Below are 14,596 nucleotides of genomic sequence, written 5' to 3' on the forward strand. Positions count from 1 at the left end.
TTTTATTGGGGATGAGAAAAACCGGGCAAAAACTGCCCGGTCCTTTTTTCTAGTGAATATCCGAAATCTTTTCTTTAAACCTCTGTCATCATTCTTTTTTCTCGGAGAAACGTTGTTGCAGTATCTATTAATAAATTTGTATTCATTATGACAGAATCAAAATCAACCCATTCTACTGGTTCATGGAGCCCGAATCCAGAAGCACCAATATTAACAGTGGGAATACCCGCCTGTTGGAATATAGCTGCATCTGTCCAAAATCCCCATCCTACACTTTCAAGCTCCCTTCCTACTAATAATCTGTAGGATTCAGTTAATTTTTGAACAATCAATTCACTGGAATTACATGAAAAAGGATTCCGTTGAAAATACCAATCAATATGAGAACCTTCAGCTACATTCTGTACCACTTTTTCAATCTCTGTTTTTATATTAGATATGTTTTCTGAAGGTAGAGTGCGCCTTTCAATATGAATTTGACATTCTGGTGCATAAGTAGAAATCCCAACACCTCCACTAATTTGACTTACATGCATGGATGCGGGGCCAACGAGATCTTCCCTTCTGTTCCTTAATACATTTTTATCTAAATCATCTAGTCCAACGATGACCTTGCCCATCCTTGAAATGGCACTGTCTCCCAGATCCCATCTGCTGCCATGAGCGCTACGACCCCATGTAGTTACTTTTCCCCACAAGAATCCCCTGTGGGCAATGACCATTTTCAAATCGCTTGGCTCAGTTAGGATACAAGCATCTGCTTTATGATGAAGCACAAAGTGATCCGCTCCGATACTTGAGTATTCCTCATCACAAACAAGGGCCAATATTACTTTCCCCTTAATGGAACCTGAGGCCGCTAATGAAGCTGCAGTACTCATTATGGCAGCTATACCGGCCTTCATATCACAGCTACCTCTTCCATAAACTCTGCTTCCCTCTACTTTTGGATCAAATGGGGCAATTTCCATCCCTTTCGTTCCAACCGTATCCAAGTGTGCACATAAGCAAAGGGTCGGACCGTCCCCGTCTCCAACTTCGGCAAACACATTAGGTCGACCAGGTTCAACAAACTCTAGCCTTGCATCAACCTTATGTTTTTTGAGCCAATTTACCGCAAATTCGGCTATTTGTACTTCATTGTATCCCTCTTCCGGTGCAAGAGTAGGGTTAACTGATGGGATTCTTATTAGATCCCTAAGTAACTCTAGAACTTCTGATTTTGATATAGTTAACAAAGATTATCACTCCAACTTGTATATATTTGCTTTGTATCTTTTCCTATCATTTCTTTTTCCATCTCTCAATGATTTACAATATAAGTATATTTTTATATTAATTTTAGAATTATTCGAATAATACTATTATTGGATAAAAAAATATAAATATATTGAGGTTTAGTTATACAAATGAAAGATTTCATGATAGATGAAACCTGAAAAGACCTTACTGGCAAGCGGAAATTCAAATTATGTTTAGTAATAATTGAGGAATAAAAGAATTTTATTATAGTTCCCTCTACCAAAATAGTGATATTTTGGAAATAATTAGCTACATCTATTGTTTTTTAATTATAAAATTCTGATTATAAAAAAGATATTGAAATTTAATTCTATTGAATTTATACTTAATTCGAAATCTATTATTTTCATAAAAAATATTAAAGGGGGATTTTTGTGTTTGATCAAATTGTAAATACCATTAACGGGTTGCTGTGGAGCCCTGTATTGGTAGGTTTCATTGTTTTAACTGGTTTGTATTTTAGTTTTCGCACCAGATTCCTGCAGATTCGTCACTTCAAAGAAATGGTTAAACTAGTGGTTTCAGGGAAGGGTTCCGATGCGGGGGTTTCTCCGTTTCAGGCATTAGCGATGTCTTTATCAGGCCGTATCGGTGTAGGGAATGTCGCTGGAACCGCAACGGGTATTGCTTTTGGTGGACCAGGTGCTGTCTTTTGGATGTGGGTCATTACCTTTATCGGTGCAGCATCCGCTTATGTAGAGTCGACTCTTGCTCAAATGTATAAAGAAAAGCAAGATGGTGAGTATCGTGGGGGTCCTGCCTACTATATCGAAAAGGGACTTGGCTGGAAATGGTTTGCGGTGGTTTTCGCAGTGGCAACATTGCTTGCAATGGCTTTCTTAATGCCAGGTATACAGGCAAATGCAATTGCAGATAGCGTTCATAACGCTTTTGGTCTTGACAAAACAATCACAGGTCTAATCGTTGTCGCACTTGTTGGTTTTACTATTTTTGGCGGAGTTAAGCGTATTGCTAAAGTTGCAGAATGGGTCGTTCCTTTCATGGCAGCTGCTTATGTTTTAATTGCACTTATAATTATTGGATCTAATTTTGCAGATATTCCAGCAATATTTGGACTTATTTTTAAAAGCGCTTTCGGAGCTGAAGAAATGTTTGGCGGTATTATTGGTTCAGCTATTATGTGGGGAGTAAAACGCGGTCTATATGCGAATGAAGCTGGTCAGGGTACAGGTGCTCACCCAGCAGCAGCAGCAGAGGTTTCCCACCCAGTTAAGCAAGGTCTTGTTCAATCGTTTTCAATTTATTTAGACGTATTCTTAGTTGTTACAGCGACTGCATTTATGATTTTATTTACACAACAATACAATGTTATCGACGAAAAAACTGGAACAGTACTAACTGAAAACCTTCCAGGAGTTGAACCAGGAGCTGGTTACACTCAAGCGGCAGTTGATACGCTCATTCCTGGATACGGTGCAGGATTTGTTGCCATTGCTTTATTCTTCTTTGCCTTTACGACTATCTATGCTTATTACTATATTGCAGAGACAAACTTGGCCTATCTCGTACGGGGTAAATACAGGGGAATTGCTTTTATTGCACTAAAAATCATCCTTTTAGGAGCCATTTTCTTCGGATCCGTAAAAACTGCATCAACAGCATGGGCAATGGGAGATATCGGACTCGGAATTATGGTATGGCTAAACTTAATTGCGATTCTATTGTTATTTAAACCAGCGCTTATTGCTTTACAGGACTACGAAGAGCAACTTAAACAAGGAAAAGATCCAGAATTCAATTCATCTAAATATGGAATTAAGAATGCTGATTTCTGGGCAAATGGATACGAAAGTCCAGAACAGAGAAAGAAAAAGAACGTTTCTTAATGTGAAACTTTCATCCGCTAAAAACTCACGTTAAATAAAAAATTGAAGTCTATAACATTATAATAGAGGTGGGTTGTTTCATAAGGAGCTCAATAACCTTATGAGACAGCCCCTTTTTATATTTATTTTATACGAATTACGTATTTCAAGTGAAAGAACTAACATTTTTCGCTGGGACAATCGGTAATTCAAAGCAGTAATGAATCTCTTGATACCCTGAACACAATCTATAACTTGCTTGAGAATATTATCGCGGTATCTCGATCCTTCAGAGCACTCATGAAATCATCGGCAATGCTCTCCATCTCGGCTCCTTCATTAACAAATACTAGAATTATCCTTTCTCTATCAATCCAAACTGATAGGCACATCAAGGAAGATTTTCTCCCCCACTCACTCACAATATCGGACATTTCCCGTTGTTTTCTGTTTTTCATAGGAATCCGGAATATTTGGAATTATAACGCTCTTTGTTTCCCTTTTTTCTTAGGAATCTAAAAAAATTGGAAACATAGTGCTATTTGTTTCCTTTTTTTCACAGGAGTCTAAAAAATTGGGAAACATTACGCTATATGTTTCCTTTTTTTCTTAGGAATCTAAAAAATTTGGAACATTACGCTATTCGTTTCCTTTTTCCCACAGAAATCTGGAATATTTGGAAACATCACGCTATTTGTTTGGGAATAGAAACAGCATCATGAAAGCTTCAAGATCTATAAGCTTCGGCTTTGATTCATTTATGTATTCTCCAGCTGAATTAAAATTGGTTTCTTTCTATTAGGTCAATTAAACTTAAAACCAATATATCACATATTGATTTGTTAGTCTATATTATTTCCAGTTTATTTTATTTACTCAGATATTTATTTTACAAACAGAAAAAATCGCAAACGCGACTTTAACGCGACCTAAGTGATGAATTCGCCAATAGCCTTTTCGACTATTTCCCCATTCATAGGCTTTCCAGTCTGGAACGCCCTAATCTAATAAGGTTCCGTATCTTTGTCTTTGGTTTCTTTCAGTCTTCCATAAGCCAGTTCGGGACTTTCACCCTAGAGATTACACCCATGCCGGGCGCACTAAAAAAAGCGAAGAGGATTCCCTCTTCGCTTTTTTAAATCAGTTCTTTAGAGCTTAAAACTATACCATCTTCATCCGCATAAATGTAATCGCCGGGATTCCAATCAATCCCTCCAAATGTAACAATAATATTTATTTCTCCCTTCCCATCCTTTTTGCTCCTCAATGGGTTACTTCCAAGCGCGAGAATTCCTATATCCAATTTGGCCAGCTCTGCTGCATCTCTAACACATCCATTAATAATGATACCTGCAAGCTTCCGGGTGACAGCAATTTCACCTAACATATCCCCAACCAACGCACATCTTTTCGAACCGCCTCCGTCCACTACAAGGACATTTCCTTCTGGTATTGTTTCTAATGATTGTCTCACTAACACATTATCTTCAAATACTCTCACTGTTGAAATTGGACCATAGAACTGCTTCTTTTTTCCGAACGAGCGGAATTCTTGCTGGCATACTTCCAATTCCTTTCCGTATTTATCACAAAGATCGGCTGTTTTCTTCATCATCCTTCAACCTCCTAAGCTATTTTTGTTTCTCATCTTCTATTTATTTCATTATAAATAATGATAATCCCTTTATTATCGGAAAAATATGTGTTTACCGAGCATATATCTTAAATGAGTCACCTTTTTTCAATAGTAATACCAGAATAAATGATTCTAGCCTTACAAGGATCGCAAAAAAAGGAGGCATTATGATGATATTAATGATTGTGACAACACTCGGTTTTGTCATTTCCTTAGGTATTGTTGGAATCATTCTGCATTATTTTACGAATAAAGCACTGAATCTGGAAGACGCAAAGACGATAGATCCTATACCAAACGATGAAGCGACTGAAAGCGGAGAATAAAAAAGTGATGACCTTTGATTTATTTCGAATGAATGAGCTGGCTATTTTATCATAGCCGGCTTTTATTCGCTTAATAATATCTTATCGTTATTACTCCTACAGCTTGTATACAAATGACACCTATTGGAAAAATTATGGATGAAGAAACCTATAGGAGGAAAGGTATGTCATCTAATAATAAAATGCCCCAATTTCCTGAGTCTTATTGGAGAGAAGCTCCCCTTCCGTCATTCGGAAAGCTCACTGAACATACTTCTGTTGATATTGCCATTGTTGGAGGCGGGATTACCGGAATTACAGTTGGTTCCCTTCTTGTGAAAGAGGGGTTAAAGGTAGCTATCTTGGAGGCTGGAAACATTCTAACTGGAACAACTGGCCATACTACGGCAAAGCTTACCGCCCAGCATGGATTAATTTACGATGAATTTATTAATCACTTTGGTCTGGAAAAGGCAAAGCTTTATTACGAAGCGGAAATGGGTGCGATTGATTTTGTTCGCAGCCAAGTACAAGATAAACAGATTGATTGCGACTTTAGTGATCAGCGTGCCATTATGTATGCAACTTCAGATCAGTATGAGAAGAAACTTCAAACGGAAATGGAAGCATACGAAAAGCTAGGGATTAATGGCAAGCTAGAGGATACTATTCCTTTTAATATTAATACAAAAGCAGCCCTTGTGATGAATAACCAGGCACAATTCCACCCATTAAAGTATTTAAATACTTTACTTCAGGATTTTCTCGATGCTGGCGGCATTGTTTATGAAAATACAACTGCTGTGGACATTGGGGAAAATGACCATCCTGTAGTGATTACAAGAGATGGACACCGTGTAAAATGTAAACAAGTAATTGTTGCCTCTCACTACCCATTTGTAGACATAATGGGATTTTATTTTGCAAGAATGCATGCCGACCGGTCCTATATACTAGGAATCAAAACAAACACAGATTTCCTAGAAGGTATGTATATAAGCGCTGATGAACCAACCCGTTCGCTCAGATATACGCCATATAATGGGGATAAATTAATCCTTGTTGGAGGCGAGAGCCATAAAACAGGGCAGGGTATTAATACAATGAAGCATTATGAAGCACTTGAAAGCTTCGCAGAAGAGGTTTTTGGGATTACCGAATTCCCTTACCGCTGGTCAGCGCAGGATTTGGTTACATTGGACAAACTCCCTTATATAGGTAGAATTACGGCCACTAAACCAAATATTCTCGTTGCTACTGGTTTCCGAAAATGGGGAATGACGAATGGAACAGCGGCAGCTATGCTTCTAAAGGATATTATTATTGGAAAGGAAAATCCTTATGAAGAGCTTTTCTCTCCTTCTCGATTCCAGGCAGATCCAAGTCTTAAAAAGGTTATTTCTATAAATACAGATGTTGCTGGTCATCTCATTAAAGGAAAGCTTGCCGTTTCGCCAAAAGAGCTCGATGATATCGAGAAGGATGAAGGCGCTGTAGTAATGATTAAAGGAGAAAGAGCTGGAGCATATCGGGACAAAGAAGGAAACATTCATCTCGTTAATACAACCTGCACACATATGGGCTGTGAAACAGAGTGGAATGAGGGAGATAGGACATGGGACTGTCCATGCCATGGATCAAGGTACACGTATGATGGAGAAGTACTAAACGGACCAACCAAATTACCTCTTAAGAAAATCGATTTACAGTAGAAATAGAAAAAATCCTCTTCATGAAAAATATGAGAGGATTTTTTCTATTTTCTTTAAGACTTTGCAAGTGTATTTTATTGGCAGTCAAACCAGCCTTATGCATACCTGCTCACTCTTGTTTTCGTCCCGAATAAAACCTTTTCGCACGTAGGCTGGTAATCAACAATAATCGCTAACATAGCCTACTTTTTAAAATTATAACTGCCCCTTATTACTCTTGTCGGCGGCTTTTTTGCGGATTATCATGGCCTGTTGTAAACTCGACTAACTCTGAGCTCGTCCGATTGCCTTTTTTCGCATTCTTATTGCGTTCCGCATTTGCATTACCCTGTTTTTTTCTGCCCATAGCTTCCTCGACTCCTTTTTACTATTTCAAAAAGTAGTATGGGCGAATATTGAAACTTTATTCTAATGATTATTTTCGTTCATCGAAATCGATTATTTTACCAGCACGCATTACTTTCTTTGAAGCTTGTATGCCAAGCTCCTTCGTAAATTTCCTAAGTTCTCTTTCATCTCTCTCTGTAACTAAGGAAATAACTGTTCCGCTCGCGCCAAATCTCCCAGTTCTTCCTGAACGGTGAACATATTGCTTCAAATCTTTTGGGAAATCGAAATGAACGACATGGGTGACATCTTTAATATCTAACCCTCTAGCCGCTACATCTGTCGCAAGCAGCAAATTCGTCTTTCCTGTCCGAAAATCCTTTAAGGCATTTTGCCGATCGATTTTATTTAAATCACTATGCAGAGTGCTTGTTAAAATATTTTTATAAGATAACTTCTCTGACATGACTGTTAAATTCCCTATATCCTTGACAAAGACAAGTGCTTTAATGGATTCCAGTCTTGAGATTTTTTCAAGCATCATGATTTTGTCTCTTTGTTCCGTAATAAAGTAAATATGATCAACATTGGCAGCGTTGATCGTTTCATCTTTTTCAACTCTGATGATTTCAGGATCTGCTGTTAATTCGCGTGCCAGCTTTTCTGTTCCCTGCGGCAAAGTGGCAGAAAATAATATCGTTTGACGATCACTTAAAGCGGACTTCACGATATTTCGGATCGTTTCTAAATGCTCAGGAACAAGCATTTGATCTCCCTCATCAAGCACGATCGTCTTAACTTCATGCATTTTTAGTTTTTTCTGTTTAATTAACTCCAGCATTCTCCCTGGTGTTCCCAAAGCTATATGAGGATGTTTTTTCAATTTCTCCAGCTGCCTCTTAACATTGGCGCCCCCAATAAAAGAGGCTGCCCGAATTCCGCTGCCCTCAGACCACTTTTGAATTTCTTCAAAAATTTGCATGACAAGTTCTTGGGAAGGAGCAAGAATCACGGCCTGAATGCTCTTTTGATCGCTTTCAATTTTCTCTAAAATCGGCAATAAGTAAGCCAGCGTCTTACCAGTCCCTGTCGGTGATTCAGCAATAAGATCCTTTCCGTCAAGTGCAGCAGGTATTGCCTTTGACTGGATCGTTGTAGGCTGTGAGAAATTCGACTTTTTCCAAACCTCTTGGATAAATGGTTTTAGTTCGCTAATTAAAGTTTGTGTCATAAAGGACTCCTTATATGTAAACATTCATTTTTTGAAAAGTATTTTCGCTACTGATACTAGCGTATCACGCAAAAGATGTCTAGTCTTTGTCAGCTTTTATGAGGAATAGTGAGACACCTGCCCGGTCATATTATTAATGAGGAGGTGAATCCTTTGTACCGTATAGTTTTCAGCATGTTATTTATAGGATTACTTGTTTATACCTCACCTATTCATGCCAGGGAACAAGGGGAGAAGATTGAAGTATATCATATAGATGAAGCAAAGGTTATAAAAGAAATCCCTTCTACTGCTACCATTCATTTAGAAGCAGAAAAATATCTATCTAATATTTCCGGTGTTTATAAAAAAATAAATCCAATTCCGAATAAGGGCTTTATTGTCAGGATTCCTCTTCGCCCTCCTCTTGAAGTTCAAAATCAATGGATTCACACTCTTGTAGACGAAATGAGTATTTTTTATCCAATTGGAGAAGACCCTTACATCATGATTTTTGATGATGAAAATAATGTTTACTTTTTTACAATAGATGGGAATATTTTAGACTTTAGTAAAATGACTAAAGAGTTAGGAATAACCCCTAAAAAAGGGTGAGACCTATCAATAATAGGTTTCACCTTCATTGCTCCTATGGTTTCACATGTACATCTTGCCCATCCCTCCTAATTTGCATATTCCTTCATATTTTTGGAATCTGATGTATACTATATTTAGGGAAACGAAATAAAAAAGGAAAGAAGTGTTAGAAAGGAATGAATCCTGATTCAAAGCGGAATTTATTCATAATGTGGTTCGCCAATTTCTTCGTGGCTGGCAGCATGACGATGGTTTTGCCATTTATCTCTCTGTACATTGAGACGTTTGGGAATTTTTCCTCGGCTTATGTACAGCATTGGTCTGGATGGACGTTTGCCATTACCTTTGTTGCGGCTTTTCTTTTCTCGCCAATCTGGGGAAGAATTGGTGATTTGTACGGGAGAAAGAAAATTCTCATTGTTTCAGGCTTAGGAATGGGCTTATCCATTTTCCTCATGGGATACGTCACTTCTGTCTGGCAGCTTTTTATGCTCAGGCTTTTTATGGGGATCTTTACAGGCTTTATTCCGATGTCGCAAGCATTTATTTCAACTCAAACCCCAAAGAATATTGCAGGAAAGGTAATGGGGACTTTACAGACCGGCAGTATTACAGGTTCGTTGATGGGTCCTATGCTTGGCGGTGCACTTGCAGATATATTCGGTTATGCTGATACATTTAAATGGACTTCGATTTTCATATTTATTTCCGCTCTGCTCGTATTATTAACGAAAGAAATCATTCTGCAGAATAAGGAAGATAAGAAAACAAGTTATTCTAGTAAAGAAGTCATTCTTCATATTATTCGCCACCCTGTTTTGTTAACCGTTTTGCTCATTTCAGCTCTTATTCAAATGGCTCACTTTAGCATCCAGCCCATTCTCTCTTTATATGTCAGTGAGCTTCATGGTACGGAAAACCTTGCATTTTTTGCCGGAATTGCTTTTTCTGCAGGTGGGCTGGGGAATTTGATGATGGCTAGAAGATGGGGAAGAATTGCCGACCGCTACGGCTATATCAAAATTCTAGTTATTTTGCTTTTTCTGGCTGGCCTTTTCTATCTGCCCGGAGGATTTGTCACGAATTATTGGCAGCTGGTGCTCATTCGATTTACTCTTGGCGTGACAATCGGAGGAATTATTCCCGTCCGGATTGCTTATATCCGGCAGGAGGCGCCCATCGCCATGCAGGGGGAAGTTCTTGGCTACAATACAAGTCTGCGCTTTTTCGGAAATATTATTGGTCCCGTAATGGGCGGACTTATTTCAGGATATTTTGGCTTTTCAGCTGTATTTATTACAACAAGTTTGCTCCTAATAGTGAGTGGATTTATTTTACTAATCGCTATGAACCGAAATTCTGAAATGGCTGGAGTAAGCTTGAGTAAAAAAAGAATGCCCTCTTAATCAGTTGGGCATTCTTTGCTTTATTTTACCTCCAAAACAATGCTAGCATAATACTTATTTCCGATATGGGCATCAAGCCTCCATACTCCAGAAGATGGAAAGGTCATCTTTACATGCTGTGAGGCTTGTGCTTTTAGTACATCCTTTAAATCTTCATTTTGCGGAAGGGGAATTTCCCAATTATTTGCCCGAACCATCTCAATCCTCTTACCTGTATCCTTTTGAGTGGCAGTTATTGTAAGAGATTCTCCTGGATTCTCCTTTAAATCCTCTCCCCAAAAAAACCATCTTATTTTGTAAGCTTTACCAGCCTTTATGTCTTCTGAATCCATATAAACTGCCTTCCCTTTTAAGCCTCTTAACATAGATTGATGTCCTCCATCAGATGGTGCAGGAAAGGTTGGAGTTATATTCCAGTTCCTTGTGTTATCTGGGTGCAGGAGGAAGGTTTCCTTTTTCCCATCCCATTCCACTATCACTTCAACCGTTTCATTTTCCTGCATCATTGCACCGCTATTTGGCCCTGAATGATTGGAGAATGACTTCTTATCCATTTCGTCCAATGATCTGCCGCTTCCACCTGCGGTTGTTTGAAAGCTATAGGATAAAGGTTTTCCCTTTATTTCTGCAAATTCGCCTTTATACTCGATATAAAAAAATTCTTCCGATTCACTTTCATAACCAATACGTCCATTCTCTTTTTTTGAAAATACACCTTTTCCAAAAAATTCATGTGTCGCTATCCAATGCTCGCTTTCCCCAGAATATAGGTAATCATGAATAACGATATTCTCGTCTTTGTCTTTTTTCTCTGCAGCGTTTTCAGTGGACAGGAGTGTTTTATCACTTGTTAAAAAATAAATGGCTCCGACAGTAAGGACTATACAAACTGCCCCGCTTAATAAATACTTTATTGGAAGAGTAAAGGATTTTTTCTTTTTCGGCAAATTCGAAAGGGTATGATAGACTCGATCTTTTACTGCAAGAGGTGTTTCAAACTCCTCTTCTTTTATTATCTTTTTGATGCTCGTGTCAAATTTTGAGTGGTCCATCTTCATCTCTCCCTTCATCATTCACCTGATTAAGATAGTTTGCGAGCATCGCCCGTGCGCGGTTTAATCTTGATTTTACTGTGCCTTCCCTAATATTAAGAACTTGTGCTATATCCTTTATGGAACAATCTTCAAAATAAAATAACACGACAACTGTTCGGTAATTTTCATTTAACTTTGATATAGCTGCTCTTAATTCATCAAATTCATTTTCAGCTTTTTGAGGCTCAGCCAAGTTTTCCATATTATTATACGAGAGGCTTTTCTGCTTTTTCTTTAACATATCGTTGCATTCATTTATTAAAATCCGAATTAGCCATGTTTTGAAATAGGCTGGATTTTTCAGCTTAGAAATAGAATGATAACTTTTCAAAATCGTTTCCTGTATTGCATCTGCACAATCCAATTCTTCTTTCAGAATCCCCTTCGCTACCCGATAAAGGGAAGATTCACAATTTCGTATTAATCGTATAAAAGCCTCCTGATTCCCGCTCTGGGCAAGAAGAACATCATTTTCCGAAAGCACCATCATCCCCCCTTGTGCTCATTAGACCTCAATTGGTGCAGAAAGGTTCCAAAAAATTAATAAATCGGTGGATATTTGTATGTTATTTGAATTTCAATTATAAAGGGAGTTTTTGATAGAAGAGTAGTTGCACTTTACTAACTTTAGTCTGTGCTCCAGGCAGAACATTAGCTTTCATATCCTTACAAAGGAGGTTAAAGGACACAAATGCTCCAAATCTCAATTCCATGTCCTTTAAAAGGGGTTTAAAGGACATAAAAACTGGCAAATTCCAACCCCATGTCCTATAAAAGGAGGTTAAAGGACACAATAGCTGACCAATCCCAATTCCATGTCCTTTACAATAAGTTAAAATGAATCAAAAGTTGGCAAATCTAACTTCTATGGGATCCGGGTAAAACAGTATCCATGAGAGGTCATGACAGCGTTCCAAAATTGGCAACTGCATCGAGTCAGCTTCCCTGAGCCAGTTTGTGTTAAATTTTTTTAAGAAAAAACACTTGAACAGCCCTCCATATTTTACGGGAGGGCTGCAGTTTATTTTAAATCAAATTCATATAATGAGGACTTTCATGTATGTTTATTCCTATTTATTCATTCTCATGAAGTTAAATTTTACCTCGTAATTATAATCGGCTCGCCTTTTGTAACGACAATTGTATGCTCACATTGTGCCACCAGGCTCTTGTCCGGTGTCACGAATGTCCAGCCGTCACTAAGCTCCATTACCTCTTCCGCTCCCATTGAAATAAATGGTTCAAATGCGATGACCATTCCGTCTTTAAGCAATTGGGTATCCCAAGGCTCAAAATAGTTTAAAATATGATCTGGCTTCTCATGGAGAGATCTTCCAATTCCATGACCAGTTAGATTTTTTATAACGGTATAACCATTCTGATTGGCTACTCTGTTGACTGTTTTTCCAATCATGCTTAGCCTTGAGCCTGCTTTTATCTTTTTCAACCCTTCTTCAAATGCCTTCTGTGCTGTTTCACAAAGGTGGAGAAGCTTTTCATTTGAATCCCCAACCACAATCGATAATCCAGTATCTGCGAAAAATCCGTTTTTGGATCCAGAAACATCAATATTGACAAGGTCCCCATCGGTAATGATTCGATTTCCCGGGATGCCGTGTGCCACTTCCTCATTTACACTGATGCAAGTAAAACCCGGAAAGTCATATTCTCCTTTTGGACCAGATACCGCACCGTATTTTTCAAAAAGCTCCCCTGCATAATCATCCAGTTCTTTCGTTGTTACGCCAGGCTTCGTCCGTGCAATCAATTCATCGCGGATGACCGCAACAATTTTTCCAATTTCTATTAAAGCCGCTAATTCTTCATCATTTTTGACAATCATATGATTCCTGTCCCTTCAATAATTGGTTTTCTTCTTTATATTATATTCTATTTTTCGAATAACGTAAAAACACCCCAAAAAGATGGAGGTGTTTTAAAAAAGATTAGCTTATTTTAAAACCAATTTTACCAAATTGATTGGCTTGTTCCATCCTGTTAAATGCTTGTTCAAATTTATCAAGGGTAAAAACTTTATCCATAACCGGCCGAATCTGGTGACTCTCTACAAATTGCAGCATTTCTTTATATTCTTCTGCACTCCCTAATGTGGATCCAAGAAGATTTTGCTGAGCATAGAAAAAGGTCCGGAGATTAATATTGACTTCATCTCCCGCTGACGCTCCAAATGTCACAATGGTTCCTCCTGTACGAAGAATCTCTAGTGACTTATTAAAGGTAGCGGCACCGACAGATTCAATCACAAGGTCCATCTTCAGTCCTTCCAATGCTGTATTCCAATCTTCATGACTATCAATCGCTCTGTAGGCTCCAATTTCTAACGCCTTCACACATTTCTCCCTCGAACGTGAACTTACATATACTTCTGCCCCAGCAGCCTTCGCGAATTGCACTAAAAATGTAGCGACCCCGCTCCCTACTCCCGGAATAAACACCTTCATTCCCGGCTGCACTTTTCCTCTTGTAAACAAGGCCCGATAAGCAGTCAGTCCTGCTAATGACAGTACACCTGCTTCTTCCCAAGATAAATATTCTGGTTTTCGCTCCACATTTTCCTCTGGCAAAATAATATATTCACCAAAGGTGCCATGGAAAGGAAGACCGACAATCTCAAATCCTGCAGGTGGTGCATCACTCTTTTCCTTCCAGCCAAGACCAGGATTTATCATAACCTCATCCCTAACTTGTACAAGAGTCACGCCTTCTCCAATTGCCTCCACGATTCCAGCCCCATCAGAACCAATGACTAAAGGAGGCTCTGTAGACTTGTGGCGCTCAAGAACAAATAGGTCACGATGATTTAATCCTGCTGTTTTAAGCTTTACCTTAATTTCTCCCGCCTTTGGCTCCATTTCCGCTATTTCTCCATATGTAAGTCCCTCTAAACCAGTCTTTTCCGCATGAATTACTGCCTTCATCATGATCACTCCAATATCTAAAATGTCTTTATAACCTTTATATTACTTGTAATTGGATTGAATTTGAAATATTTCAACTTTTATAATCACTTTTTACTTCAGCTTTATGGATGGTTGGTGTTTTTTATAGGATTGAAACAAAACACTTACATTGGGCACCTCTATGTTAGTGGTTTTCGCGATACTTCAACAAAACCCTTACATTGAACAACTCTATGTTAGTGTTTTTTCCCTGATACAAC

At 38.4% G+C, this 14,596-nt stretch carries 13 protein-coding genes and 1 pseudogene; 5 read left to right on the forward strand and 9 right to left on the reverse strand.

Annotation, left to right across the window (positions count from 1 at the left end; genetic code table 11):
• Window positions 1–74: 74 nt before the first annotated feature.
• Window positions 75–1,238, reverse strand: a complete 1,164-nt coding sequence (locus tag V7122_RS12280) for a M20 family metallopeptidase (RefSeq protein ID WP_335354087.1) — start codon at window positions 1,236–1,238, stop codon at window positions 75–77.
• A gap of 438 nt (window positions 1,239–1,676) precedes the next feature.
• Here V7122_RS12280 and V7122_RS12285 point away from each other — a divergent pair, with 438 nt between their 5' ends.
• Complete coding sequence (locus V7122_RS12285; protein ID WP_335526974.1) at window positions 1,677–3,149, forward strand: alanine/glycine:cation symporter family protein; 1,473 nt, start codon at window positions 1,677–1,679, stop codon at window positions 3,147–3,149.
• Between the two features lie 918 nt (window positions 3,150–4,067).
• Here V7122_RS12285 and V7122_RS25755 read toward each other — a convergent pair.
• Together V7122_RS25755 and rraA are read right to left on the reverse strand one after the other, a co-directional pair.
• Window positions 4,068–4,167, reverse strand: a pseudogene (locus V7122_RS25755) (group II intron maturase-specific domain-containing protein); the annotation flags it as partial.
• Window positions 4,168–4,263: 96 nt separating this feature from the next.
• Window positions 4,264–4,743, reverse strand: a complete 480-nt coding sequence (rraA, locus tag V7122_RS12290; protein WP_335346662.1) for a ribonuclease E activity regulator RraA — start codon at window positions 4,741–4,743, stop codon at window positions 4,264–4,266.
• Window positions 4,744–4,934: 191 nt separating this feature from the next.
• Between rraA and V7122_RS12295 the strand changes: the two genes are divergently transcribed.
• Window positions 4,935–5,090 (forward strand): hypothetical protein, encoded by a 156-nt coding sequence (locus V7122_RS12295; RefSeq protein WP_335526977.1) that lies wholly within the window; start codon window positions 4,935–4,937, stop codon window positions 5,088–5,090.
• A gap of 164 nt (window positions 5,091–5,254) precedes the next feature.
• Window positions 5,255–6,781 carry an FAD-dependent oxidoreductase gene (locus V7122_RS12300; protein ID WP_335353365.1) on the forward strand — a complete coding sequence of 509 codons (1,527 nt, stop codon included), beginning with the start codon at window positions 5,255–5,257 and terminating at the stop codon, window positions 6,779–6,781.
• Between the two features lie 211 nt (window positions 6,782–6,992).
• On the opposite strand, the gene V7122_RS12305 is transcribed toward V7122_RS12300, so the two are convergent.
• Together V7122_RS12305 and V7122_RS12310 are read right to left on the reverse strand one after the other, a co-directional pair.
• Window positions 6,993–7,127 (reverse strand): hypothetical protein, encoded by a 135-nt coding sequence (locus tag V7122_RS12305; protein ID WP_335346665.1) that lies wholly within the window; start codon window positions 7,125–7,127, stop codon window positions 6,993–6,995.
• A 69-nt stretch (window positions 7,128–7,196) separates the two neighbouring features.
• Window positions 7,197–8,339, reverse strand: coding sequence for a DEAD/DEAH box helicase (locus V7122_RS12310; protein WP_335346666.1), 1,143 nt, complete (start codon window positions 8,337–8,339; stop codon window positions 7,197–7,199).
• Between the two features lie 153 nt (window positions 8,340–8,492).
• Between V7122_RS12310 and V7122_RS12315 the strand changes: the two genes are divergently transcribed.
• Together V7122_RS12315 and V7122_RS12320 are read left to right on the forward strand one after the other, a co-directional pair.
• Window positions 8,493–8,933 carry a hypothetical protein gene (locus tag V7122_RS12315; protein ID WP_335346667.1) on the forward strand — a complete coding sequence of 147 codons (441 nt, stop codon included), beginning with the start codon at window positions 8,493–8,495 and terminating at the stop codon, window positions 8,931–8,933.
• 158 nt (window positions 8,934–9,091) lie between these two features.
• Complete coding sequence (locus tag V7122_RS12320) at window positions 9,092–10,321, forward strand: MFS transporter (RefSeq protein WP_335346668.1); 1,230 nt, start codon at window positions 9,092–9,094, stop codon at window positions 10,319–10,321.
• Between the two features lie 20 nt (window positions 10,322–10,341).
• On the opposite strand, the gene V7122_RS12325 is transcribed toward V7122_RS12320, so the two are convergent.
• From V7122_RS12325 to V7122_RS12340, 4 genes are all read right to left on the reverse strand, one after another.
• Window positions 10,342–11,373, reverse strand: coding sequence for a hypothetical protein (locus V7122_RS12325; protein WP_335346669.1), 1,032 nt, complete (start codon window positions 11,371–11,373; stop codon window positions 10,342–10,344).
• Complete coding sequence (locus V7122_RS12330) at window positions 11,354–11,899, reverse strand: sigma-70 family RNA polymerase sigma factor (RefSeq protein WP_438824784.1); 546 nt, start codon at window positions 11,897–11,899, stop codon at window positions 11,354–11,356. Before V7122_RS12330 ends, V7122_RS12325 begins: the two co-directional genes overlap by 20 nt.
• Before the next feature lie 615 nt (window positions 11,900–12,514).
• On the reverse strand, window positions 12,515–13,258 hold the full coding sequence (map, locus tag V7122_RS12335) for a type I methionyl aminopeptidase (RefSeq protein ID WP_335346671.1): 744 nt from the start codon (window positions 13,256–13,258) through the stop codon (window positions 12,515–12,517).
• A 103-nt stretch (window positions 13,259–13,361) separates the two neighbouring features.
• On the reverse strand, window positions 13,362–14,354 hold the full coding sequence (locus V7122_RS12340) for a zinc-binding dehydrogenase (protein WP_335526980.1): 993 nt from the start codon (window positions 14,352–14,354) through the stop codon (window positions 13,362–13,364).
• Window positions 14,355–14,596 lie beyond the last annotated feature (242 nt).

It is taken from the genome of Bacillus sp. JJ1532, assembly GCF_036965085.1.
Classification (GTDB): Bacteria; Bacillota; Bacilli; order Bacillales; family Cytobacillaceae; genus Cytobacillus.